The 26,578-nt window shown below is 48.1% G+C and carries 10 protein-coding genes; 8 read left to right on the forward strand and 2 right to left on the reverse strand.

The features are described from left to right. Nucleotides 1-6: 6 nt before the first annotated feature. The 8 genes from DF182_RS25975 (at nt 7) to DF182_RS26010 (ending at nt 24,974) form a co-directional block, all read left to right on the forward strand. Nucleotides 7-3,285: an efflux RND transporter permease subunit gene (locus DF182_RS25975; protein ID WP_113618674.1), complete on the forward strand. Its 3,279-nt coding sequence runs from the start codon at nt 7-9 to the stop codon at nt 3,283-3,285. Between the two features lie 22 nt (nt 3,286-3,307). Beyond that, nucleotides 3,308-6,580, forward strand: a complete 3,273-nt coding sequence (locus tag DF182_RS25980; RefSeq protein ID WP_113618675.1) for an efflux RND transporter permease subunit — start codon at nt 3,308-3,310, stop codon at nt 6,578-6,580. 4,924 nt (nt 6,581-11,504) lie between these two features. Further along, a complete protein-coding gene (locus tag DF182_RS25985) occupies nt 11,505-20,423 on the forward strand; it encodes a DUF7507 domain-containing protein (RefSeq protein WP_394337291.1) in 8,919 nt (2,972 codons plus the stop codon). Nucleotides 20,424-20,494: 71 nt separating this feature from the next. After that, nucleotides 20,495-21,496, forward strand: coding sequence for a PorP/SprF family type IX secretion system membrane protein (locus DF182_RS25990; protein ID WP_113619736.1), 1,002 nt, complete (start codon nt 20,495-20,497; stop codon nt 21,494-21,496). Between the two features lie 253 nt (nt 21,497-21,749). Next, nucleotides 21,750-21,932: a hypothetical protein gene (locus tag DF182_RS25995; RefSeq protein WP_113618677.1), complete on the forward strand. Its 183-nt coding sequence runs from the start codon at nt 21,750-21,752 to the stop codon at nt 21,930-21,932. Nucleotides 21,933-22,066: 134 nt separating this feature from the next. Further along, a complete protein-coding gene (locus DF182_RS26000; protein WP_113618678.1) occupies nt 22,067-22,942 on the forward strand; it encodes a DUF72 domain-containing protein in 876 nt (291 codons plus the stop codon). Nucleotides 22,943-23,226: 284 nt separating this feature from the next. Next, entirely contained in the window at nt 23,227-23,520 is a 294-nt protein-coding gene (locus DF182_RS26005; protein WP_113618679.1) for a hypothetical protein, read from the forward strand. A gap of 218 nt (nt 23,521-23,738) precedes the next feature. After that, nucleotides 23,739-24,974, forward strand: coding sequence for an MFS transporter (locus DF182_RS26010; protein ID WP_113618680.1), 1,236 nt, complete (start codon nt 23,739-23,741; stop codon nt 24,972-24,974). On the opposite strand, the gene DF182_RS26015 is transcribed toward DF182_RS26010, so the two are convergent. Together DF182_RS26015 and DF182_RS26020 are read right to left on the reverse strand one after the other, a co-directional pair. Then, nucleotides 24,955-25,584 carry an ExbD/TolR family protein gene (locus tag DF182_RS26015; protein WP_113618681.1) on the reverse strand — a complete coding sequence of 210 codons (630 nt, stop codon included), beginning with the start codon at nt 25,582-25,584 and terminating at the stop codon, nt 24,955-24,957. The genes DF182_RS26010 and DF182_RS26015 overlap by 20 nt on opposite strands. Before the next feature lie 95 nt (nt 25,585-25,679). After that, complete coding sequence (locus DF182_RS26020; RefSeq protein ID WP_161964272.1) at nt 25,680-26,561, reverse strand: AraC family transcriptional regulator; 882 nt, start codon at nt 26,559-26,561, stop codon at nt 25,680-25,682. Nucleotides 26,562-26,578 lie beyond the last annotated feature (17 nt).

A 26,578-nucleotide genomic window follows, 5' to 3' on the forward strand; every position in this document is an offset into this window, starting at 1 on the left:
CAGGTTATGATTGCAAATACATTCATAAAAAGACCCGTGACAGCCATCGTTACATCTATTGTACTGGTGGTATCAGGGGCGCTTAGTATCCTCAATCTTCCTGTAGACCAGTATCCGGACATTACACCTCCCATTGTGCAGGTCAATGCGCAGTTTACCGGAGCAGACGCACAAACCGTAGAACAAACCGTGGCCACGCCCATAGAGGAGCAGGTAAACGGTACGCCCGGCATGGAATATATGCAGAGCAACAGTACCAACAATGGTTTAATGACTCTCAATGTGACCTTCGGTATCGGTACCGATATCGACATCGCTACCCTGGATGTGCAGAACAGGGTAAGCATCGCCAATCCATTGTTGCCTTCGGTGGCCAGCCGTCTGGGTATCACTGTCCGCGCCGTAAACCCGAGCATGCTGATGATGGTGGCCTTGTACTCACCCAGAGGCACACACGATATTACCTTCCTGGACAACTATACGAATATCTTTGTACAGGATGCACTGCTGCGTATTAAAGGCGTAGGGAGCATCAACCGCTTTACTGATGACTTCAGTATGCGTATCTGGCTCAACCCGGAGAAAATGGCTTCATACGGCCTCACACCCCAGGATATCATCACGGCACTGAATGCACAGAACGTACAGGTGGCAGCAGGATCGGCCGGCGTGCCGCCACAGCTGCCTACACAGACCTTCGAGATCGGGATACTGGTCAACGGCCGTCTCAGCAAGGTGTCTGAATTTGAGCAGATCATTGTTAAAACAAATCCCCAGACCGGAGAGCTGGTATATTTGAAAGATGTGGCCAGGGTGGAACTGGGCAAGTTCACCTTCTCCAGCAATTCGTTTGTAGACGGACACCGTGCTTCTTATCTGCGTATTTATCAGGCTCCGGGCAGTAATGCCCTGGAAACAGCCACTGCCATCTATAAGGAGCTGGCGCTGCTCAGAAAAAATTTCCCGGCAGATGTGGAATACAGTGTCCCCTTTGAATCAGTGACTGTGGTAAAAGTGTCTATGAAAGACGTGGTGCTCACGCTGATCATGACACTGATACTGGTAGCGATAGTAGTGTTTGTATTCCTGCAGAACTGGCGCGCTACGCTGATTCCCGTGCTAGCCATTCCTGTTTCTATTTTCGGAACGTTCTGCTTTTTTATACCACTGGGATTTACGATCAATACACTGACCATGTTCGGTTTTGTGCTGGCCATTGGTATTGTGGTAGATGATGCCATCATTGTGGTGGAAGCAGTACAGCATTACATGGACCAGGAAGGTATGTCTGCTAAGGAAGCTACCTATCACGCGATGAAAGATATCTCTGCACCGGTGGTGGCCATTGCACTGATACTAGCGTCGGTATTTGTGCCGGTAGGCTTTATTCCGGGTATTGTAGGCCGCCTTTATCAGCAGTTTGCCATTACCATTGCCATATCGGTAATCATCTCTGCCTTCATAGCGTTGTCGCTCACCCCGGCACTATGTACACTGTTGCTGAAACCTACCGTTATCAGGAAAGAAGCTACCGGGCTGAATAAAATATTCTTCCGCTTCAATAACTGGTTCGATCAATTGACGGAACATTATTCTGCCGGCGTGAAACGCAGTATACAGCTGTCCCGGTTGGTAGTCATTATACTCGTTTGTATTTGTATAGGCGCATATTTACTTTTTAAGGTGAAGCCATCCGGTTTTATTCCTTCGGAAGATGATGGCAACCTGTATGTGACGTTTCAATTGCCCGCCGGGGCTTCTACGGCACAGTCGGTGAGCATCATGGCACAGCTGATGAAGGTGGTGGCTGAAACGCCGGGTGTGGCGCACTATGCGGCGCTGTCAGGACTGAATGTGGTGACCAATGCCACCAATTCCAACTGCGGTACTATTTACATACAGCTTCGTCCATGGGAAGCGCGGAAGACCAGTAAAGTACGGGTACCAGGTATTATGCGCGTGATGAGGGAAAGGATTGCAGAAGCGGGCATCAAAGGCGCTACAGTACAGGTGATACAGCCTTCTCCCATCCCGGGAGTAGGGGCCACAGTAGGTTTTAGTGCACAGATAGAACAGCGCAGTACTAATGATGACATTCACCAGTTTGAAAATGTAGTGAAGAAGTTTGTAGCGGCTGCCAATCAGCATCCGGCTATCACCAATGCCAATACTTATTTTGCTGCCCAAACACCCAGCTACAACCTGACAGTAGACAGAGAGAAATGTGAGAAGCTGGGCGTGAACATCGGAGATGTGTTTACCACCATCCAGGCTTTTATGGGAAGTTTGTACATCAACGATTTTACTGCCTATAACCGTACCTTCCATGTGGTGGTGCAGGCAGATACCACCTTCCGGAGCATGATCTCCGATATGAATAAATATTACGTGCGCAACCAGGCCGGTACCATGCTGCCGCTGGGGACCCTGGTCAACTACCAGCCTGCGGAAGCAGCGCCGCTGATCTCTCATTTTAATGTATTCCGCTCCGCCGAGGTGGATGGCGCTACAACAGAAGGACATAGCAGCACCGATGCCCTTAATGCCTTACAGGATATTGCTGCCCAAGTGCTCCCGCAGGGTTATGCCCTGGAGTTTTCCGGTCTGAGTTATGAAGAGATCCGGGCAGGATCTACTACCATCTATATTTTCCTGTTCTCTATCACTTTTGTATTTCTGTTTCTGGCAGCATTGTACGAAAGCTGGTCGGTGCCCTTTTCGGTATTGTTGTCGGTACCCATTGGTGCATTTGGCGCTATTCTTACCCTGGTGCTGGTGCCGGGCCTGACAAACAACGTATATGCACAGATAGGGCTGGTCACACTCATTGGCCTGGCCGCTAAAAACGCCATTCTGATTGTGGAATTTGCTAAGGTGAGGGTAGATCGTGGGGAAGACCTGCTGGAGTCCACGCTGGAGGCAGTGCGTTTACGTTTACGCCCTATCGTGATGACCTCCATGGCATTTATTTTAGGGGTGATGCCTTTGGTGCTGGCCACCGGCGCTGGAGCCGTCTCCCGCCGGACAATCGGTTTTACGGTACTGGGAGGCATGACCGCAGCCACCACCATCGCCATATTTGTGGTGCCTGTTTTATTTGTGGTCATCACCCGTTTGTCTTATGGAAAAGATAAGCTGGCCTGGTTAAAAGCACATCATGAAGAACTGATGGTAAAGGCACAGAAAGTAGAACAGCAGGATATCGACGCACAACTGGAATATGAGATCGCCAAAGCCAGAGAACAACATGATGAAGAGATGCGTTCACAAAACGGTAATACCTGAACGGCTATAGCATAAGGTAAACATGATCGCTAATACTTTCATAAAAAGGCCGGTAACGGCCATTGTCATTTCATTAGTATTAATGATCTCGGGTATCGTATGTATTTTTAATCTGGCTGTAGATCAGTACCCCAACATATCGCCACCTTCCGTGTCTGTTTCCGGCTCGTACACCGGTGCTGATGCGGAAACAGTAGAACAAACGGTGGCCATCCCCATAGAAGAACAGGTGAACGGCGTGCCGGGCATGCGTTATATGCAGAGCACCAGCACCAATACAGGCTCGGTTAGTATCAGGGTGACTTTTGACATCGGTACCAATGTGCGTATTGCAGCGCTGAACGTACAGAACAGGGTAGGCATTGCCAAACCACTGCTGCCTTCGGTAGTAAGCCAGCTGGGGCTGACTGTGCGCGCCAGTAATCCGGATATGCTGATGATGGTGGCCATCTATTCCCCTCATCAATCCCATAATATCAACTTTGTCAACAACTACGCCTATTCTTATCTGCAGGACGCGTTGCTGCGTGTGCCGGGCGTAGGTGATGTAACCGTACGTGCCGATCCTTTCAGTATGCGTATCTGGATGGACCCGCAAAAAATGGCCGCCTATGGTATCACCACCGGTGATGTGAGAACAGCACTCAGTGAGCAGAACGCCTATCTCGCTGCCGGCGCTGTGGGCGAGCCTCCCCAGCAGTCCGATCAGGTGTTTGAAAGAACGATCATCGTTAACGGGCAGCTTAATAAGCCTGAACAGTTTGAGAAAGTAATCGTAAAAAACATACCGGGAACCGGCGAACTGGTATATCTGAAAGATATTGCCCGGGTAGAACTGGGCAAGTTCACCTTTTCTGCCAACTCCTTTATGGATGGCAAGCCCTCGGCTTATGTGATGGTATACCAGGCGCCAGGTAGTAACGCCCTGCAAACAGCGGATAATGTGTACAAGACGATGGAGGAACTGAAAAAGACTTTTCCCAACGATCTGGATTACGAGGTCCCTTTTGAATCCGTGACTATTATCAGGGTGTCTATGTCTGAAGTCGTGAAAACACTGCTGCAGGCGCTGGGGCTGGTGGCAGTGGTGGTGTTCCTCTTCCTGCAAAATCTCCGTTCCACGCTTATTCCTGTTTTCGCGATCCCTGTTTCTATTCTGGCCACCTTTATTTTCTTCATCCCGCTGGGTTTTACCATTAATACCCTTTCCATGTTTGGCTTTGTGCTGGCCATTGGTATTGTGGTGGATGATGCCATTATTGTGGTAGAAGCAGTACAGCATTATATTGATCACCAGGGCATGTCGCCGAAAGAAGCCACCTATCATGCTATGAAGGAGATTTCTGCGCCGGTGGTGGCCATCGCTCTGATACTGGCATCCGTATTTGTGCCGGTAGGATTTATCCCCGGCATTGTGGGGCGGCTGTATCAGCAGTTTGCTATCACTATCGCCATTTCCGTTATCCTGTCTGCTTTTGTGGCGTTATCACTCACTCCGGCTTTGTGCTCTATTCTCCTGAAACCTTCCCATGCCAACAAAAAGCCGGGCTTCATTGGTCGTATCTTCGAGCGTTACAACAAATGGTTTGAGCGGGTTACCAATAGTTATTCCAAAGGCGTTAAAAAATGTATCCAGCATGGAAGGTATGTGATCATCTTCCTGATCATCCTTTGTATCGCGACGGTATATCTTTTTAAAGTAAAACCCTCCGGCTTTATTCCGCCGGAAGATGGAGGCCGCTTGTATATTACCTATCAGTTGCCCGAAGGAACAGCTACTACCCATTCTGTGGAAACGATCAAAAAAATCATGAAGATCATAGGAGAGGTGCCGGGAGTAGCCCATTACTCGGCACTCTCCGGACTGAATATCCTCAACGGCGGCTCCAACTCCAACAATGGCAGTATCTTTTGTATGCTGAAACCCTGGGATGAGCGGACCACACCAGAGACCCGTTTTCCTGGTATTATCAATGTCATCAAAAAACGGATTGCCCAGGCCGGCATCATCAATGCCAATGTAGTGGTGACACAGCCTCCGCCCATCCGGGGCATCGGACAGGCTTCCGGTTTTTCCATGCAGATACAACAGGGCAATACCAACGACGACCTGCATCAGTTTGAAGCCGTAGTGCAGCGGTTCCTGGCGGAATGTAAAAAATACCCGGCCATCGCAACCGCTTATTGTTATTATTCGGCACATACGCCTAACTATCGCCTTACGGTAGACCGGGAAAAATGTCAGAAGCTGGGTGTCAACATCGCCGATGTGTATAATGCGATGCAGGCCAATATGGGCAGTCTGCTGATCAATAACTTCACCCTGTACAACCGCACCTTCCACGTGGTGGTGCAGGCAGATACGGTCTTCAGGGCGCTGATCTCGGATATGAACAATTATTATGTGCGTAATCAGGCAGGTACTATGGTGCCCATCAGCACTATGATCAGCTACATGCCTACAGAAACGGCTCCGCTGATCACACATTTTAACATTTTCCGCTCCGCAGAAGTAGATGGTAATACACCGCCGGGATATAGTACAGGTCAGGGTATAGCAGCACTGAAGGAAGTCGCTGCCAAAGTATTGCCACGGGGATATACCTACGAATTTTCAGGGCTTAGTTATGAAGAAATCAGGGCCGGTTCTACGACCGTTTATATTTTTACTTTCTCTATCATCTTTGTATTCCTGTTTCTGGCTGCCTTGTATGAAAGCTGGTCGGTACCGTTTTCCGTGTTGCTGGCCGTACCGATCAGTGCCTTCGGCGCTATTCTGACACTTACTTTTATTCCGTTGTTGTCTAACAACGTATATGCGCAGATAGGTCTGATAACATTAATTGGTCTTTCATCGAAGAATGCCATTTTGATCGTGGAGTTTGCCAAAGAGCGGGTAGACAGGGGAGAAGGGCTGATACGGTCCACCCTGCAGGCGGTAAAACTGCGTCTGCGCCCGATTATCATGACTTCTATGGCATTTATCCTGGGCGTATTGCCGTTGGCGTTAGCTACCGGAGCAGGAGCCGTATCACGCAACACGATTGGTTTTACCGTGTTGGGCGGTATGATCGCTTCTACCTCAATGGCGATCTTTATTGTGCCGGTATTGTTTGTGTTGTTTACCCGGTGGTCATATGGTAAAAAGGAATTGGCCTGGCTGGAAGCGCATCACGAGGAACTGATGGAGAAAGCCCGCAAAATAGAAGAACAGAATATAGACCCCGTACTGGAATATGAAATAGCCTCTGCCCGCCAACAAAATGAAGAAGAAAAAGGAAAGAAGGAAGATTAACCCAAATAGGTTCATGTAGTAAAATTTCTACATGTATTTAGAATATTTCCTACACGCTGGACACGGCCATTGATCTACCTTGCCAATTGAATTATCCATGTAATATAATGAAGACCCTTGAATAAGGCAAAACCATCCGTTGGCCATATCCGGATCACTATATTCCCGGGATAGACCTGTTTTTACTAATAATTATAACTCCTGATTTATGGTAAAATTTTACAAAAGTTATTTGCGAAAGCCGCTTCTTTTAATGTTTGACTCCAAAAATCGTTTAGCCCTTACAGTTATCTTCTGTTAGCCATTTTTTATCCAATGATACGTTTGTGCTGCTTACCAGGTCAACTAAAGACCACTGGAGCGGGGCAATAATATTTTAGTTTATAGCAAGAAGTCATATCCGAGAATGTTTATGCAATTATTATTCAAGATTTACAGGACTATGGTGGGCCATATACGGCAAAAAACTGGTAGCTACCGGCTCCGGGCAGTATATGCTGTTTCCCTGCTGCTGATGGCGCTGTTGGTACAACAGATAGCTGTCGGAAGATTGCTGCCCGATATTAAGGGAGCCTGGAGGAAAGCGATGACGGACCACTTATCTGCCAGCAGTAGTGCCAGCAGGATGCGGGCTGCTACTCCGCCGGTGCCGGGAGGCGTAACGGGTTCGTTATTATGGTTACGGGCAGATGATGCCGCCAGTAACGGAGGGTCCTGGAAGGATTATACCGGCAATGGCGTTGCCGGGACACAGGCCAATGCGGCGTTAAAACCAGTGGTGAATGATGGCGCATTAAACTTCAACTATGCGTATGTGTTCAATGGTACCAGCTATTTGCAGATACCCCTGAATTCAATTAAAGCTTCTTTCCCGTTTGCCAATGCTCCCCGTACGATCATTGCAGTAGGAGCGCCTTCAAAGACATTGCTCAGCGGTGACCATGCGATGATGTTTGCCTATGGCGAAACAGGTGATGGTACTGGTACCTATATTGGTATGGTAGCAGGCGGTGATGGGCGTGCCAGCTTTGGAGGGTATAGCGCCGGGGGAAACTATAATATTATTATGCCTGCGGGAACTATGCTAACAAATGGTACCTATATTATGGGTGGCCGCTATGATGGTTCCAATTCTTTCCTGGACCTGAATGCAACCATGATTGGTAGTATTACAGGGGCTGTCTGGAAAACCAAAAATACCCAGGATGCTGTTATAGGCCGTGGTTCTATTATGAATCAGACTAATCCAAGTTACTGGCAAGGTAAAACCGCAGAGATCATTGTGTATGACCATGCGTTAAATGCCGCAGAACAGCAACGGGTATATTCCTATCTGTCACTTAAATATGGTGTTACCATGAACAAGGGAGCTCAGAACTACCTGGCTTCTGACGGTTCCACCTTCTGGAGGGCTGATGCTACCTATAAAAACAGGATTACCGGCATCGGCCGGGATGATGTTAATGGTTTAAATACCAAACAATCCCTCAATATAGATACGGGCATGGTGACTATGTCGCTGGGTAACGGTATCGCCCCTACGAACAGTCAGAATACCAATGTGATTTCCAATGATAAATCATTCCTGGTACTGGCAGATAATGGACAGGCTACATCGATTTATAACTATGCGGTGCCTGGTAAAAAAGTTACCTACCGCATGCCCAGAATCTGGAAGGTGAATAAAACCAACTGGAGTGATCAGTCTGTTACCTTAAAGGCAGATGTACCAGGTAACAGCGTATACCTGCTGATCAGCCGTACAGACCCTAATTTTGGTACCATTGATCAGGAACTGCTGCTGAATCCCGATAAAACCATTACGCTCAATAGCAGCCTCATTCCGGATGGGGCCTATGTTACGTTTGCTACTTTTGTGAAATATCCGGGTGGTGTACCGGGCGCTTTACTGTGGCTGCGACCAGACATAGGTATTTCCAACGTCGATAATACCCCTGTTAGTACCTGGGCAGATTATGCGTATAACAATAATGCCACGCAGACAACTGCCACGCTTCAGCCTAAGTACATGAATAACCCTGCCGATAATGTCAACTATAACCCGGTAGTAAAGTTTGATGGGGTCAATTATTTGAGTCTGGATGCTAACAAGCTTCCCCTGGCAACAAGCCCAAGAACTTTTATAGGAACCGGATTTATAAATACAGGGGGTAATGGTAACAAGTATATTTTAGCTTATGGAGGTAGAGGTACCGGGCTAGGAATGGGACTGGCCAGTGTGGGTGGAATTGGTGCTTTTGTAGGATTTAATGACTATCTGGGCACTCCCGTAAATCCTTTTTGGCAGCCGGGGCAGTTTAATGAATTTACGGCGTTGTGGGCTGGTAATAGTGCCAGTATTTTCAGTAAAGGTGTGGGGTTGGCCAACACTGCCAAAATGTGGAATACAACTGCCGGCACCGGTGCTGGTATTGGTGGTACCCCTTGGGGAACTAATGAATACTGGAATGGTCCTATAGGTGATATAATAGTTTATAATAACGTTGTAGTACCTAATGACCGGCAGCGTATTTATACCTACCTGGCTATCAAGTACGGCTATACGCTGGATCAGACTACTCCAACAAATTATATAGCTACAGACGGAACCACCAAAGTATGGACGGCGTCCGTCAATACTGTTTATAATAAAAATATCACCGGTATTGGTCGTGATGATACGGAAGACCTGATGCAGAAACAATCCCGCAGCATTAATCCGGGATTACATCCCATCATAGGTCTGGGTAATATCGCAGCTACCAACACCGCTAACGCCAATGCTTTCCCGACGGACTTGTCTTACCTGGTTTGGGGAGATGATGGAGGCGCTACAACGTTTTCAGTTACAGTTACCGGCAGGCCGGATGTGAAAAGCCGGATGGCAAGATTATGGAAAGTGCAGCAAACGGGCACCGTGGGAACGGTACAGATTGCGATCCCCAAGGATTCGCTGCCGGCTGTCTTTAGCAAAGTATACCTGGCCATCAGTCCAGATGCAGTGATTGACGGCACAGACCAGTTTATCCAGTTAACAGAAACCAATATTAACGGCGTTACCTGCTATACCACCACCGCCAATCTGATGGATGGCCAGTATTTCACTTTCGCCGCAATGGGTGCTATGCCGGGTGGTGTATCCGGCAATACTTTGTGGGTGAGAGCAGATATGGGAGTGCAGGTGAATGCGGGCAACCAGGTACAGCAATGGTTTGATCAGGGAGGAAGTGGTAATGCTACTACCGAGCTGCGGGCATCAGCGCCCACCAGTAATGATGTGATTACTCCATCTGCAGATATCATACAAACGCAAGGTGCTATCAACTTTAACCCGGCGGTTACCTTTACCGGTGCCATCAATAAATCGCTGAAAGGAAATGCAGCATCTTCCTGGAAAAACAGTGACCCTTTGGCCATGTTTTTTGTAGCCCTGCCTAAAGGCGCCCCTGGATCTGATTTGGGGGGCATCTTCTCCACCAATACTTCGGGAAGGGGAGTCCTAATCAATAGTACCGGAACTGGCTACGTGCTGGATGGTAATGGCTGTACGCCCGCTCTTACTTCTTCATCGCTGGCAAAGCCGCATGTAGGCAGAGGAATGTATATTTCTGCCGCTAATGCGCAGGGTGGTTCTACCTGGCTCAATGGCAAGCTGGAGACCACTGCAGGTAGTTGTGGGACTGGGGCTGATAATAGCTACTTTGAAGTAGGTGGTCGTACACCAGACGGGTTGAAAGGACGCATTTATAATGGACACCTAGCGGAAGTTATAGTATACAAAGCTGCTCTGACCCCTGCCCAGGCGCAACAGATAGAATCCTACCTGGCCATCAAATATGGTGTAACCCTCGACCAGAGCACCGCGCAGCATTATCTCGCTGCTGATGGTACCACTAAGGTGTGGGATGCTACTGCCAACAGCGTCTATAAGAACAATATATTCGGCATTGGCCGCGACGATACAGAAAAACTTTATCAGAAACAATCCCGCAGCGTCAATGATGGGGCAATATTAACCATCGGATCAGGGAATATTGCTACCACCAATGCAGGCAATACCAACAGCATTAACAGCGATAAAAGCTATCTTATGCTGGGTTCCAATAGTGTGGCTAAAACTGTGCAGAGCGCCAATCTGCCAGTGGCTTCCTGTATCACTGAAAGACTTACCCAGCAATGGAAAGCACAGCTGACCAATTTTGATGCTGCTACTCAGCCATTGCGCCTGCAGTTTGATCTTGCCGGCGTAAACGCCACCGGCAGCACCCTGAGTGATTTTGTGCTGCTGATAGATCAGGACGGTGATGGCAACTTTGCTACCGGTACGATCACGCAAATTCCGGCTACGGACTACAACGCGGGCGTAGTAGGTTTCGACAATGTAATGGAGCTTACCAACGGAGCGGTATTCACACTGGCTACCCGTTATCCTGTACGTACCGCCAGCCTGGTACCGGCCGGTCAGGTGAAAACAGCCGCTAACATCTGCGTGGATGGCGACTGGGTATATTTCAGACATCCGGATGATATCAATAAATATATCGCAGCTATACAGCTGAATGGAAATACCATTGATGTTTCCAAACTCTCCGCTGTGATTGATGCAAACCGTAATATGACAGCTATCGGTAAAAATGCAGGTACTGACTACGGTACCCAGCTGATGAACCGATTCCTGCAAATTACGTATACGGGTGTGCCACTCACCACCAATGGCGGCGTTACCCTGCGTTTGTTCTGGAACCCCGCTGAAAAAACAGCGGCGGAGAACTATCTTTCCTCTACCAGAGGCGTTACCCGTCCGCAAAAATGGATCTGGTTCAAACACGACAATAATATCGATCCAACGCTTACAGACCTTGATGCCCGGGGATTAAAAAACATCACAACGCTCACACCTGCCGCTTCCGGCCAGGTGGATGGCGTGGACTATGTTGACTTCCAGGGTATTCAGCAGCTCTCCACTTTCGGGGGAGAAACTACCAGCGATGTAGTATACACAGATCTCGCTATTACCAAAGATGATGGGAAAACTACCTATACGCCTGGTACTGATGTAGTGTACACAGTAGTGGTCAGCAACCTGGCTACCGATGCTGTGACTGGTGCTACTATACAGGATAAGCTCCCTGTTGGTATTCCATCTGCCAATATGAACTGGCAGGTGAGCGCTACCACAGGCGGGGGTAATGTAGCGGTCCTCAATGGTACCGGTGCACTGAATCAACAGATTGATCTGCCTGGTGGTGCTACTATTACCTATACGGTCACCATCTCAGTTCCTTCGGCTTATACGGGAGATCTTGTGAATACAGCCACGGTGGCCGTTCCAGCTACTGGTTATGTTGATATTGACCCGGTCAACAATACTGCAACAGATACAGACACATACCAACCGGAAGTAAACCTGCATATCATCAAAACGGCTACGCCGGACCCGGCATCGGCAGGTAACGCTATCGACTATACGATTACAGTTACCAATGCCGGTAAAAGTGATGTGGCCGGAGCTACTATTACGGATATGATACCGGCAGGTATCAGCAATGTCACCTGGACGGCGACAGCCACCGGTACCGGCGCTACTGTTAGCCCGGCAAGTGGTACAGGTAATGTAAGCGCGGTGGCTACAGTTCCGGGTAGTAATAACGGTACTGTGACGATTCTTGTAAAAGGTGTGCTGAGCCCCGATTATACCGGAGCTACCCTCAGCAATACAGCTTCCGTAACTCCTCCGGCTGGTATCACAGATACGGATCCTGTGGATAATGTCAGCACCATCAGCACTGCTGTTGAAAAGAAAACAAGTGTTATTATCACCAAGGTGAATGCAACCAGTACCAAGGTGGCAGGTAGTCCTGTTACTTACCGTATCACAGTGGGTAATAACGGACCTGCTACTGCTACCGGTGTAAGAATACAGGACCAGGTGCCAGCCAACGTTGCGATAAGTGGTGTTGTGCCTTCCGTAGCAGGAGCTGCCACCATTACCGCCAATAATACTGCTGGCAGCAATGTAGATGTGATTGCTAACATCCCACCGGGCCCCACTAATTATGTTGCGATAGAGATTACAGGTACAATTGATCCTTCCTTCAGCGGCGCCCTGACCAATACGGCCACGGCCACATCGCCGGATGGAGCACCTGTTTCTGCTACCGATAAAACAGATATTATCAGGAAACCCATATTGCTGATCAGCAAAAATGGTCCTGCCACAATTGTATCAGGAGCTGATATTACTTATGTTATCACTGTTGCCAATAGTGGATTGAGTAATGCGGTAAATGCCAATATCTTTGATATGGTACCCGCCAATATCAGCAATGTGAGCTGGACAACTGCCGTAGAAGGCGCTGCACATATTAATTCCGGTGCTACCGGCACTGGTAATTCGGTGAATGTTTATGCAGATATTCCCGCTGGTGCTGCCAATAAAGTGACAGTAACCGTTACGGGCACCGTATCTCCAGCTGCGACTGGTAATATCGATAACACCGTATCCCTGACACCTACTGAAGCCAATGTACCATTACTCAATGCGATAGCCTCCACAACGGTCAACAAAACACCGCAGCTGGCCATCAGCAAAAATGGACCGGCCACTGTTGTTGCCGGTGAAACGATCAGTTATACCCTGTTTGTAACCAACCCCGGCAAAGCCAATGCAGACGGGGTGGACATCACCGACGATTTACCTGCCGGTATTACCAATGTGAGCTGGACAGCCACCGCTACCGGCGGTGCTGCCGTCACTGCCGGCGCCACCGGTACTGGTAACACTGTGGCTGTAAAAGGTAATATACCCGCAGGCGTTAATGCCAATATAAGTGTACAGGTGACAGGCATAGTAGATCCTGCATTGCCGATCGGTTCTTTGCTCAATGAGGCTACCGTAACTTCTGCAGAAGCAGGAAAAAGCTGGAACAGCAGTGTTAGTACCACTGTTTCCCGCGTAGCCAACGTGGGCATTGTAAAATCGGGTCCCGCAGACAGGAATGCCGGTCAGGATATCCAGTACAAGCTGAAAGTGACCAATGCCGGTCCGAGTATTGCCCGGGCAGCACAGATTTTTGATAATGTGCCGGCAGAAATAAAGAATGTTAACTGGACGGCCACCGTTACCGGTGGTGCGGCCATATTGACAAATCCAACCGGTGCTACCAATAATGTATACGCTACAGTAGATATTCCGGTGGGTGGTGAAGTGAATATTGTGATCAATGGTACGGTAACAGGCGCAGTTCCGGTAGGAGCTACGATGGGTATTACCAATACGGCCACTGTTAATGTTGCCGGTGGCACAACAGATCCTGATACCGGAAACAATACGAGCAGACGTAGCACTACCCTGACCAATACGGCAGATCTGTTAGTCTCCAAATCAGGTCCGCAGAGAGTGAACATCGGTGATCCTATTACTTATGTTATTGATGTGTCTAACCTGGGTACAGGCGATGTGCCGGCCGCATTGATCGATGATGTGATCCCCGCTGCTGTTACAGTACTTAACTGGACAGCTACCGCCTCCAATGGAGCGGACATAGGAGGCGTAGGGACCGCAACAGGCACTACGTCTCCCATCCATCTGACCGCCAATATGCCGGGTAATACCAACAGTAAGGTGAGCATCGTGGTAAATGGCACTGTTAACAGTTCAGCAGGCGCCAGCTTTACCAACCAGGCACAAGTAGACGCAGGCGGAAACACTAAATTCAGTAAGATCACCACAGCGGTAAATCAGTCTACCGATGTGAAAATACAGAAGGCCGGTCCGGTAACCATTGCAGCCGGACAGGATATCGCTTATACATTGACGGTGACCAACGCCGGTCCGCTTGATGCCAATAATATCAATATCACCGACAATGTACCGGTGCAAATTGAAAATATAAAATGGACAGCTACCGCGGCAGGAACCTCCACTGTTTCGGCCGGCAGCGGCACAGGTAACATCAGCCTGACCGGAGATATTAAGACCGGTGACGCCAATGCCATTACCATCCATATTACCGGGAGAGTGAAGTCAGACGTGATGGTGCCAAACATTCAAAATACGGCTACGGTAACCCTTCCATCCGGCGGCGTTATAGATTATGATCTTTCCAACAATACAGCAACAGCGACCACCAATGTTACCCTGGAGCCGGGCGTAAGACTGGTTAAAGTAGGGCCGGCCACTGCTATCGGTGGTACTGGCATCACCTACAGCATTGAGGTAAATAATGATGGCCCCAGTGATGTCATCAATCTTAATATCGCAGACCTGGTTCCTGCTGCAGTATCCAATGTAAAATGGGTAGCAACAGCAACCGGCAATGCCACCCTGATTTCTGGCAACACCGGCGCGGCGCAGCAGGTGAATGTTAAAAGTAATATCCCTGCCGGTGCAGGTAATAAAATCAACATTACAATCACCGGTACTGTTGATCCTGCTTTTGCAGGCACTATCACGAACGTGGCAACCGCTTCTGCACCGATGATGGCAGCAACGGTATCTTCAAACAATGTGGTGACCAGCATTTCGCGCCAGGTAGATATTGCGGTGGCCAAATCCGCCAGCAAAACAACCGTGAACGCCGGTGAAGCACTGGATTTTACAATAACGGTAACGAATATAGGTCCCGGTACACTGAAGGCCGGTGAAGAATTGCAGCTGACGGAAAATCTGCCGGCAGGTTTGGGCAATGTAAGTTTGATACCTTCAGGAATCGTATATAATCCTGTAACAGGCGCCTATACGCTGACCAGCGATATGGTTGCTGGCAGCACCGTCAAGCTCGTGGTAAGTGGTATCGTAGTACCTAATTATACCGGTACCAGCATTACCAACCATGTAGAGGTAGCAGCTCCGGCTGGGGTATCAGATCCTGATCTCACCAACAACCAGGCGGATGCAGTAGCCGCTACCAGACTGGAGGCAGACCTTGGAATAACGAAAGTGTCTGATAAAAACATTGTCGTTGCAGGTGATCCGCTGACATATACCATTACCGTTAAAAACTACGGACCAGGTGCATTCAACAGCGGAGATATTCTCAAAATAACAGAATCGCTGCCAGCGGAACTGCAGAACGTAACCTATAACGCTACAGGTGGCGTTTATGACAGCAACACGCATTCATTTACGCTCACAGGCGGCCTGAATGCAGGTAGCAGCGTGCAACTGGTGGTGAGCGGTACCGTGGCAGCCGACTTCATCGGAACAGGTATTACCAACACAGTATCAGTAGCCCCGCAGGGAATGGTGACAGACCCCGTACCGGGCAACAATACCAGCAACGCAACGGTTGCTGTGGAAAGGAAAGCAGACCTGGCAGTAACGAAGACAGTAGACAAAACCAGCGTAGTAGCAGGAGAGGCGATCAACTACACCATTACCATCAAGAACAAAGGCGTGAGCACACTGAAGAGTGGTGAAGTGCTCAGGATAACGGAAACACTTCCTGCAGAGCTGATCGTGAACGGTTATGATGTTACGGGTGGCATCTATGATGCTAATGCCGGAACCCTGACCCTGACCAGCGACCTTTCACAGAATGCTGTGGTAACCCTGGTGATCAAAGGAAATGTGAGTGCCACCACTTTAAGCACCAGCATGATCAATAAAGTGTCTGTGTCCGTACCTGCCGGTATCACGGATTCCGATCTTACCAATAATACCGCTACCAGTCCTGCTACGGCCATCCGCCGTGAAACGGACCTGATGATAACGAAGTCGGTAGACAAGACCAGCGCAGTGGCGGGCGAAGCCATCACCTATACCATCACCGTTCAGAATAACGGCATTAGTACTCTGAAGAGCGGGGAGAAGCTGGGTCTTACAGAAACACTTCCTGCAGAACTGATCGTTGGCAGTTATACAGCTACCGGAGGTATTTATGATGCCAGTACCAACACCTTTACCCTGACTGGCGACCTGGCCAAAGATGGCGTAGTGACACTGGTAATCAGGGGCAATATAGATGCCGGCACTTTAAGTGCCAGCATGGTTAATAAAGTGACTGTAACGGTTCCATCAGGCGTAACCGATATCGATCCGTCCAACAATACCGCCACCAGCAATGCCACCACTATTCGTCGTGAAAGCGACCTGGCGGTAACAAAAACGGTTGATAAAACCAGTGCCGTGGCAGGAGAAGCCATCACTTATACCATCACTATTCAGAACAAAGGTATCAGTACGCTGAAGAGTGGTGAAAAAATAGGCATCACAGAAACACTTCCGGCAGAACTGATAGTAGCCAGTTATGTGGCAACAGGGGGCACTTATGATGCCAGTGCAGGCACCTTCACGTTGACCAGCGATCTGGCCAAAGACGGCATCGTAACGCTGATTGTTAAAGGCAATGTGGATGCTGCTACGTCGAGCACCAGCATGGTCAATAAAGTGGCTGTGACTGCCCCCACCGGTGTGACCGATACCGATCCTTCCAATAATGCCGCTACCAGCAACACTACTGCTATCCGTCGTGAAAGTGATCTGGCGGTGACGAAGACGGTTGATAAGACGAGCGCCGTGGCAGGAGAAGCGATCACCTATACGGTTACTGTTCTGAACAAAGGAACCAGTACCCTGAAAAGTGGTGAAGTGATCGGCATTGCTGAAACGCTCCCGGCAGAACTGATCGTTAGCGGCTATACAGCTACGGGAGGTACCTATAATGCCAATACAGGAACCTTCACACTGAGTAGCGATATGGCTCAAAATGGTGTGATATCACTGACCATCAGCGGAAACGCAGATCCTGGTACCCTGAGCACCAGCATGGTCAACAAAGTAGCGGTGACAGTCCCTTCCGGTGTGACGGATACTGATCTTTCCAATAATACTGTTACCAGCAACCCTACCACGATCCGTCGTGAAAGTGATCTGGCAGTAACGAAGACAGTCGATAAGACCAGCGCTGTGGCAGGAGAGGCCATTAGCTATACCATCACTGTTCAAAACAAAGGTATCAGTACCCTGAAAAGCGGAGAAGTGATCGGCATTACAGAAACCCTCCCGACAGAACTGATCATTGACAGTTATGATGCTACCGGAGGCGCTTATGATGCCAATGCCGGTACCTTTACACTGAGCATGGACCTGGCGCAAAATGAAACAGTGACCCTGGTGATCAAAGGCAATGTAGATGCGGCCACACGCAGTACCAGTATGTTCAATAAAGTATCTGTGACTATTCCGGCAGGTGTGACAGAAACAGATCCTTCCAATAACACCGCCACCAGCAACACTACCACTATTCGTCGTGAAAGCGACCTGGCTGTAACGAAGCAGGTAGACAAGACCAGTGCTATGGCAGGAGAGGCCATCAACTATACCATTACTATTCAGAACAAAGGTATCAGTACTCTCAGAAGTGGTGAAGTGATCAGTATTACCGAAACCCTCCCGGCAGAACTGATCGTGAGCAGTTATGATGCTACCGGTGGCACCTATGATGCCAATGCCGGCACCTTCACATTGACCAGTGATCTGTTGAAGAACGGTGCAGTAACGCTGGTGATCAAAGGCAATGTGAATGCTGCCACTACCAGCACCAGTATGATGAATAAAGTTTCTGTGACCCTTCCATCCGGTATCACGGAAAGTGATCCTTCCAATAACACAGCAACCAGCAATACCACTGCTATCCGTCGTGAAAGCGATCTCGCAGTGACCAAACATGTTGACAAAACCAGCGTAGTAGCAGGAGAAGCGATCAACTATACCATCACTATTCAAAACAAAGGTCTCAGCACGCTGAAAAGTGGTGAAGCCATCGGTATCTCGGAAACCCTTCCGGCAGCCCTGATCGTGAACGGCTATACAGCTACCGGCGGATCTTATGATGCCAACGCACATACTTTTACGCTGACCAGCGATTTGGCTAAAGATGGGGCTGTAACGCTCTTAATCAATGGCGAAGTGGACCCTGCGGCAACAGCTACAAGCATGATCAACAAAGTATCCGTGACGGTACCCAATGGTATAACGGATACAGACCAAAGCAATAACACCACTACCAGCGAAACAACAACGATCATTCGTGAAAGCGACCTGGAAGTAACGAAGCAGGTGGATAAAACCAGCGCGGTGACAGGCGATGTATTAAACTACACCATTACTGTCGGTAACAAAGGTCTCAGTACCCTCAACACCGGGGAGGTGATCACGATCACTGAAACACTGCCGGCAGGGCTGACCAACATCAGCTACCTCGCAAATGGCGGTACCTATAATACGGCCACGCGCGCCTATACACTGACAGGGCCTATGGCATCCGGCGGTGCGGTCACCCTGAAGATCAGCGGTACCATTGCTGCTGATTTCACTGGCAGTGCTGTTACCAATAAAGTAGCCATTGCCACTCCGGCAGGTATTTCCGATCCGGTAACGGCCAACAACGAAGCAACCGTTACAACCAACGTTTCAAGGGTTGCAGACCTCGCTGTAAACAAATCAGCCGATAAACCCGAAGTGGCTGTCGGAAGACCGCTGAACTATACGATAACCGTTACCAACCACGGTCCGGCAACGATGAACAATGGTGAAACGATCACCATTACAGAAGCACTGCCTGCAGCGCTGACCAATGTAGGCTTCGCGGCTACAGGTGGTAATTATAATGCATCAACAGGAGCTTTCCAGCTTACCAGTGTATTGCCTGTTGGCGGTACCATACAATTGAACGTGAGCGGAACCATAGATGCAGCGTATACTGGTAGCAGCATTACCAATAATGTTGCCATCGCCGCAGGTATCACAGATCCGGACAATTCCAATAATACCGCATCTGTTACAACCGGTATCACGCCACCACCAAGCTTTGAAACATGGAAAACGGTAACAACGGAATACGGTACAGGACAGATACACGCAGGCGAAAAACTGACCTATACCATTTATGTGCGTAACAATGGTAAGGTTCCACTGCCGGATGTAACCATTACAGACCCGGTACCGGCGCATACCAGTTATGTAAGCGGTGGCGCCCTGAAAGGCAATATTGTGAACTTCAGTATTAAAGACCTGGCTCCAGGAGCCACTACCAGTGTGACTTTTGTGGTAAAAGCGGACGATAACCTTACCGGCATATCCGGCATCAGCAACACGGCCACTGTAAGTGATGGTTATATAACCAAGCCTACCGCAGGTTGTGACCCAGCAGTACCGGGCTGTGATATCAATACTCCAGGCACTAATATCGAAACAGGAGGTGGAGATCTGTCTATTACCAAAGAAGTGGTGACACCACAGGCGCCTTACCGCATGGGACAGCAGGTTACTTATCGCATTACCGTCCACAATGCATGGGACCAGACGTTTACCAATGTAGCGGTAGAAGATCTGCTACCGGCTGGACTGGAAGCACCTACATCAACCACCGCCGACAAAGGAAAGGTACAGACCGATCAAGCCGGAAAACGGATGCTGTGGGATATCGGACAGTTGATGGCAGGGGAAACACTGCAGATGACGCTGGTATGCCGCGTCATTGATGGCGGCCAGGTTGTCAACCAGGCCAGGGTAACCGCTAATGAGCCACAGATCAACCTGACCAATGACCTTGCGGAAGCTGTTATCCAGGTAGAAGGACAAGATCTCTCATTCCCGAATGTTTTCACACCAAATGGAGATGGTAAGAATGAAAAATTCATCATCGGCGGCCTGGAAAAATATCCCGGCTCTGCTCTCTACATCTACAACAGATGGGGCAGTATGGTATATCAGTCTAAAGATTATAAAAATGACTGGAATGGCTCCGGATTGAATGAAGGAACCTACTACTATATCCTCGAGGTAAGAAAACCACAAGAGACCAAACGTCTTAAAGGATGGGTACAGATATTAAGATAACACGGAAAAACCGGATGCCTGAAACTGCAGGCATCCGGTACCCGGTATCACAGGTCAGAAATCATAAAACTATGCGCATTAATTTAAAAATATATTTCCTGGGTCTGCTGATGATAACAGGTGTCTGCTCCAGGGCACAACAGAATGTACAGTTCAGTCAGTACGCTTTCAACGGATTAACGGTAAATCCTGCCTATGCCGGATATAAGGAGAACTGGTACCTGAATGCAGCCTACAGGCACCAGTGGGCAGGGTTTCCAGGTGCTCCACGTACCGGTGGCGTCTCTCTGGATGGTCTGACCAATGCCCGCGACAATAAGGTAGGGGTGGGGATGCAATTGTTGTTCGACCAGCTGGGGCCACAGCAGGCTGTTTCACTGTACGGCTCCTATGCCTATCGTATTCCGCTGGACGATGAAAATACACGCCGCCTTTGCCTGGGTATCGGAGGGGGCGTTACCCAATATTCAATTGATGGTACTGCGATGTCATATGTAGATAACAACGATGAAACCATCCCTACCGGCAAGATCAGCAAATGGGTTCCGGATGCACGCTTCGGCATCTATTATTATACGCCATCCTTTTATATAGGCGCATCTGTGATGGATCTCTTTTCACTATATACCTCCGCTACCAGGTATTCCTGGAAAGGGTATACTTATGATGTGATCCGCAAAACACAGCATGTGTATCTTACTGCCGGTACGGTATTGGGCCTGGGGGAAACGCTGAAGCTGAAACCATCCCTCATGATCAAGGAAGACTTCAAAGGACCTACCAGCCTCGATGTAAATGCTTTTCTGCTGCTCAGCGAAAGGCTTTGGGTAGGCGGCTCATACAGAACCTCCCTGAAATTGTGGAACAAAAACAACCTGGACCCTCGCTTGCAACAGGTTAATGCGGCCAGTGCCATGGTAGAATTTTATGCTACCGAACAGCTACGTATCGGTTACGCCTACGACCTGAATGTCAATAAAATGGCTGGCTATCAGGGTGGGTCACATGAAATCTCCATCGGATTCCTATTCCCCTCAAAACAATATACTACACAGAACCCACGTTACTTCTGATACATGTATACATAAGAATAAGCCTCCTATATCATTGGATACAGGAGGCTTTCTTATTGATGTTCTTCTACTCTAATAAATTTCTAATAAAATTTTGTTTGTAAATCATTGGTTAGTTGCAGAAGCTGATCTACCTTTGTGGCTCAATTAAAAAATGCTCCATGGACGTACAACCTCCGAGTTGCCATTATCATTATTAACCCCTCATTGTAAGATGACTTGTTTGTCTCTTCAATGAGACAAAATTTAAGTCATGTTTAAATTATTCCTCCGTAGCAAAGCCAGATTGAGAAATGCACAATTGTCTGAAATGCTGGCCCCTGAAACCTGGCCCTGTATCGCAGTCTCAGGGAATTTAACTGCCTCCCGTCGTTTTGACCGATTGTTTAAAAGTGAATTGTTCAATACACAGAAAACGAAGAAGCAGCTTCAGTAAATCTGTTTTCCGTCGATAAGAATTTTTATTAGTTACAGTTGTAAGCCATTTAATCATAGTCTGCTTTACTTCTAAAGTAGAACATTTTTAATGCACTCTTTTGTATTTTGCATCATAGATCAAAATACGACTGCATGGACTTTGGCGCTAACTGGCCTATATATGATCAACTGGAGTTGTCGTTGCCTGCTGATGAGTGGGTAACCGCACAGGTGCTGAAAGGTACACCGGTAAACAATACTTTAAGGATCGGTACTTCCGGCTGGAGCAGAAAGGAATATGCCGGCACGCTGTATCCCAGAGGGATCCGGGAAACGGCATTGCTGCCGGAATACAGCCGGATATTCAATTGTGTGGAACTCAACGCTACCCATTATAAAATATACAGTCCTGACGATATCCGCAAATGGATGGATAAAGTGAAAGGACGTGATTTTATGTTTTGTCCTAAGGTGCCGCAGGTGATCAGTCATCATAGTACTTTGCTGAATGCGGCTACAGAAACGGCTGCCTTCCTGGAAGGGGTGCGTGCATTTGACAAACAGCTGGGGCCTGTTTTTCTGCAGGTAAGTGAATACTTTTCACCTGTCCGTAAATTAAATCTCTATAAATATCTGGAGCAACTTCCGCGCGACCTGCAGTTTTTTGTAGAGGTACGGCATCCTGACTGGTTTGGCAGCGAAACAGAGCGCCATGAGTTTTTTCATACACTGCATCAATTGGGAATAGGAGTGGTGATCACGGATACGCCGGGCCGTCGCGATTGTTTGCATATGGGCCTAACCGTACCTCATCTGTTTCTTCGTTTTGTTACCAAGGGCGGGCATCCGCTGGATAGTGTCCGTTTGCTGCAATGGAAGGAGCGTTTGGAGGTGTGGAAGCAGCAGGGCCTGGAAACGATCTACTTTTTCCTGCATGTACATGATGGCCGGTTTGAGGCTGATTTTTATAAAGAAGTACAGGCTGTGTTCGGATTAACAGCTCAACCTTCGCAGATGACCCTCTTCTGAAAATAAAGCACCGCCGGAATATGAGCCCCGGTGGTGCTGCGCATTGCCCCTGATTGACTCCCCCTTTGCGAGCGCTCTCGTCATAATATTAAAATTACGCTTAAAATTATCGGGCCGATGACGATGGTCATATCTAATTTATAAGACGTACTCTATCTTTATGTATATGTAAACAGGGATTGACGCTTTGCAGCTCAAGCATAGCCGCTATTATTATAACTTCCTGATAACATTTTTTAAGCAAAAAAAGGACGATATTCAGTATACTTAAACCCCCAAAAGTTATGCGTACTTTACTCAAAGTTTCATGTGAGGTAATTGCCTCCAATAATGCCCTCAAAAGCGGGAAGCTTCCTGAAATCGTCAAATCTACCATGGACAAGCTAAAACCTGAAGCCAGTTATTTCTTTACGGATGGTGGGCGCAGGACTTGTCTGATGATATTTGATTTAAAAGAGCCTTCAGAAATACCCGGTATTGCAGAACCCTTCTTTCAGGAACTGAATGCAGAGGTAATATTTCAACCTGTAATGAATGCTGAAGATTTGCAAAAGGGCCTGTCCAAGTTGAATTCCTGACCTTTTTTAGTTTAAGATGAAGAAACGATGAACGATTGCCAGTGTGATTCTTCACACTGGCAACTTTTTTATAGGAGAGGGTGTCGTGAGATTGTTTGCATAGTATTTTTTATAACGTGGTATGCTGTACGAATTCAGAATTTTATGAGAAAACCATGTCATTTCATAAAACATCAATTCCTAATTTTGCGGGCGAATGAATCAATAGCCGCTATAAAATGACTACCAGCACTGTTAAACTGAAACGTATAAAGGAAAGTAATATTGGTATTGCCACACTGCTTGCCTTTGCTATGATACCGATGTCGGGATTTGCAACAGACATCTATATTCCTTCCCTGCCGGGCATGACCAGCGCACTTGGCATTTCCAACGGCCAGGCACAGCTGACGCTGAGTTTGTTTCTGATCAGCTATGGCCTTTCTCAGCTTTTTGTGGGTGGCCTGCTCGACAGCTACGGCCGTTACAGAATAAGCATGGTTTCCATGTTGCTTTTCTGTCTCTCCTGTGTGATCATTGCCAATACACATAATCTGTATGTCGTATATGCGATGCGGATATTGCACGGGATCACCATTGCAGCCATGGTGGTGAGCAAGCGCGCATTTTTTGTGGACCTCTACTCCGGCGAAAAACTCAAACACTACCTCAGTTTCTTTACCATTATATGGTCTACCGGACCCATTGTAGCGCCTTTTATAGGAGGATACCTTGAAGTGAGCTTTGGTTGGGAATCCAACTTTTATTTTCTGGGTGGCTTTGCGGCGGTACTGTTTGTGCTTGAAGCCATCTTCGGTGGTGAAACTATTCATGAGACTACACCTTTCCATCCGGCAAAAATCTTCTCTATTTATATGGGCATGGTGCGTACCGGCAGTTTCACACTGGGCATCGGTATGCTCGGACTGGCCTATTCCATGGTGATGGTATACAATATGTCGGGTCCGTTTATCATCGAACACTATTTTAATCTGTCGCCGGTGGTTACGGGATACTGTTCTCTGTTCCTCGGGTTTGCCTGGATGGCAGGCGGTTTCCTTGGTAAGGGACTGATCAATAAACCCTTTGTCCGCAAGATGAACATCAACGTGTTGCTACAGTTTGTTGCAGCCTGCGCATTGTTACTGACCTTTGGCCTCTTTAGCCAGTTATGGACCATCCTGGCTTTTGCTTTCCTGGTACACGTAGGAGCTGGTTTTACCTATAACAACTACTTTACCTTCTGTCTGCAGAAATTCCCCAAAAATGCGGGCATCGCCGGAGGACTTACGGGTGGCCTTTGTTATGTGATCGTTTCCATACTCAGTGCAGGTATCATCTATGTGTTGCCGGTACAGGACGGACGGAACCTGTCTCTCAGTTACATCGTCCTGATCCTGGCCAGCGCATTGGTGATGTATCGCGTACTCCTGCTGAATAAAAAAGAGCAGGCGCTTAATATGATGACTTCGTAAGCGGGTTGGCTTTAAGATTAGTGACCAGGTTGATATGCTGGATATTTCTTTCCTTGAAGGAAGCCAGTAATTTTTTAACCTGCAGATAAGGTGCATCATTATCCGCTCTGACACAGTATTTCAGCGTACGGGCATTTCCCTGTTGTGAGGCAGTAGCGTATTGCAGCCATATCTTCACCTCATTGGAGGCCGAATCGGTGGGTATACCTGATTCTATCGCATGCTCTTTCCGTTGTTCCGGACGCATGGCCAGGTAGGCTTTCAGATGTTTTAACTCCGTACCGATACTGGTGCCAACAATGAAATTGTGCTTTTCAGCCTCTGTAAGGCCCAGCTGGAACTGTTTATCGAGGTCTCCGATAAGTTGTTTTCTTTTGGGCTGTCCGTCCATATCAAAAAAGATCCTTCCTTTTTTATCCATGGTAAACAGGATCACATCGGAATCGGGAAGTACCTGTGTATTGATGGAAGAGGGTGTGATGACAGCAACAGGTTCGACCGGCTTGAACCGCGTAGCCAGCATAAAAAAGGTGAGCAGCAGGAATACCATATCGGTCATGGCAGTCATATCAACGAGGGTACTTTTACGGGTAACTTTCGACCTGGGCATAAGTTATCATTAAGCGTTTAGGAATAATCTTCCTGTCAAAAATCTCTCAAATAACGCAGGGGAGAAAGGTATGTTTGCTCCGTTTTATGATACTTTTACGCCTTGCTTACAGACGCCTTCCTATAGATCGCAGGGGTGATCCCTTCATGTTTGCGAAAGTACTTGATGAAGTTGGACACCTCGAAGAATCCCAGTTCAAATGCAATTTCACTGGTTGTCTGGCTGGTATGTGTCAGCATTCTTCGGGCTTCCAGCATTATTTTTTCATCAATGAGCTGTTTGGGTGATTTGCCTGTAATGTGCGTGGTGGCTGCGTTTAACCGCTTTTCTGTAATGTGCAGGGCTGTGGCATAGGTATTTACCATTTTCACAGATCGGAAGTCGTGGGCGAGTAACTGCTGAAAGGCGGTCACATAACTACGGTCTCTATCTACGCTCACTGGTATTTCAGCTGGCTCCAGTTTGCGCGCCGCTGCAATCATGAAGTGCTGAATAAGGTTTCTGTTCACCGTTTCGGAAGGAGCAGTGGTGGCGTTTTCTTCCATCAATAGTGTTGCCAGCAACCGCAGTACCCGGTCTTCTTCCTCTACCTTTATATACCGTGGCTGGTGGCTGTCCGTGAACAGAATGTGGTTATTGAGGAAAACAGCATCTTCCGCTGATTTACAGAAGAAATTTTCTGTGAAGCTGATGGTGATACCGTCATAGCGATCATCCATCAATATATGCACCCTGTCTTTTCTGATAAATAATATGGTATCCCGTGTAATAGATACTTCCTCAAAATCCACCATGATTCTGCTGGACTCGTTGTTGAACCACAGGATCAGGTAGGCATCCGGGCGCAAGGCATTGTACAGCCAATCCTGGTGCGTTGTCATGCATAACATCATAGACTGAATCATGAAGTCAGTCCTGAACAACTGAAAATGTTTGAGTGGTATAATCTCTCTCGTTGACGGGTCTTTTTTTCTCATGCGCTTCGCCGTTGTCT

The organism is Chitinophaga flava (assembly GCF_003308995.1).
In the GTDB taxonomy this organism is placed as follows: Bacteria; Bacteroidota; Bacteroidia; order Chitinophagales; family Chitinophagaceae; genus Chitinophaga; species Chitinophaga flava.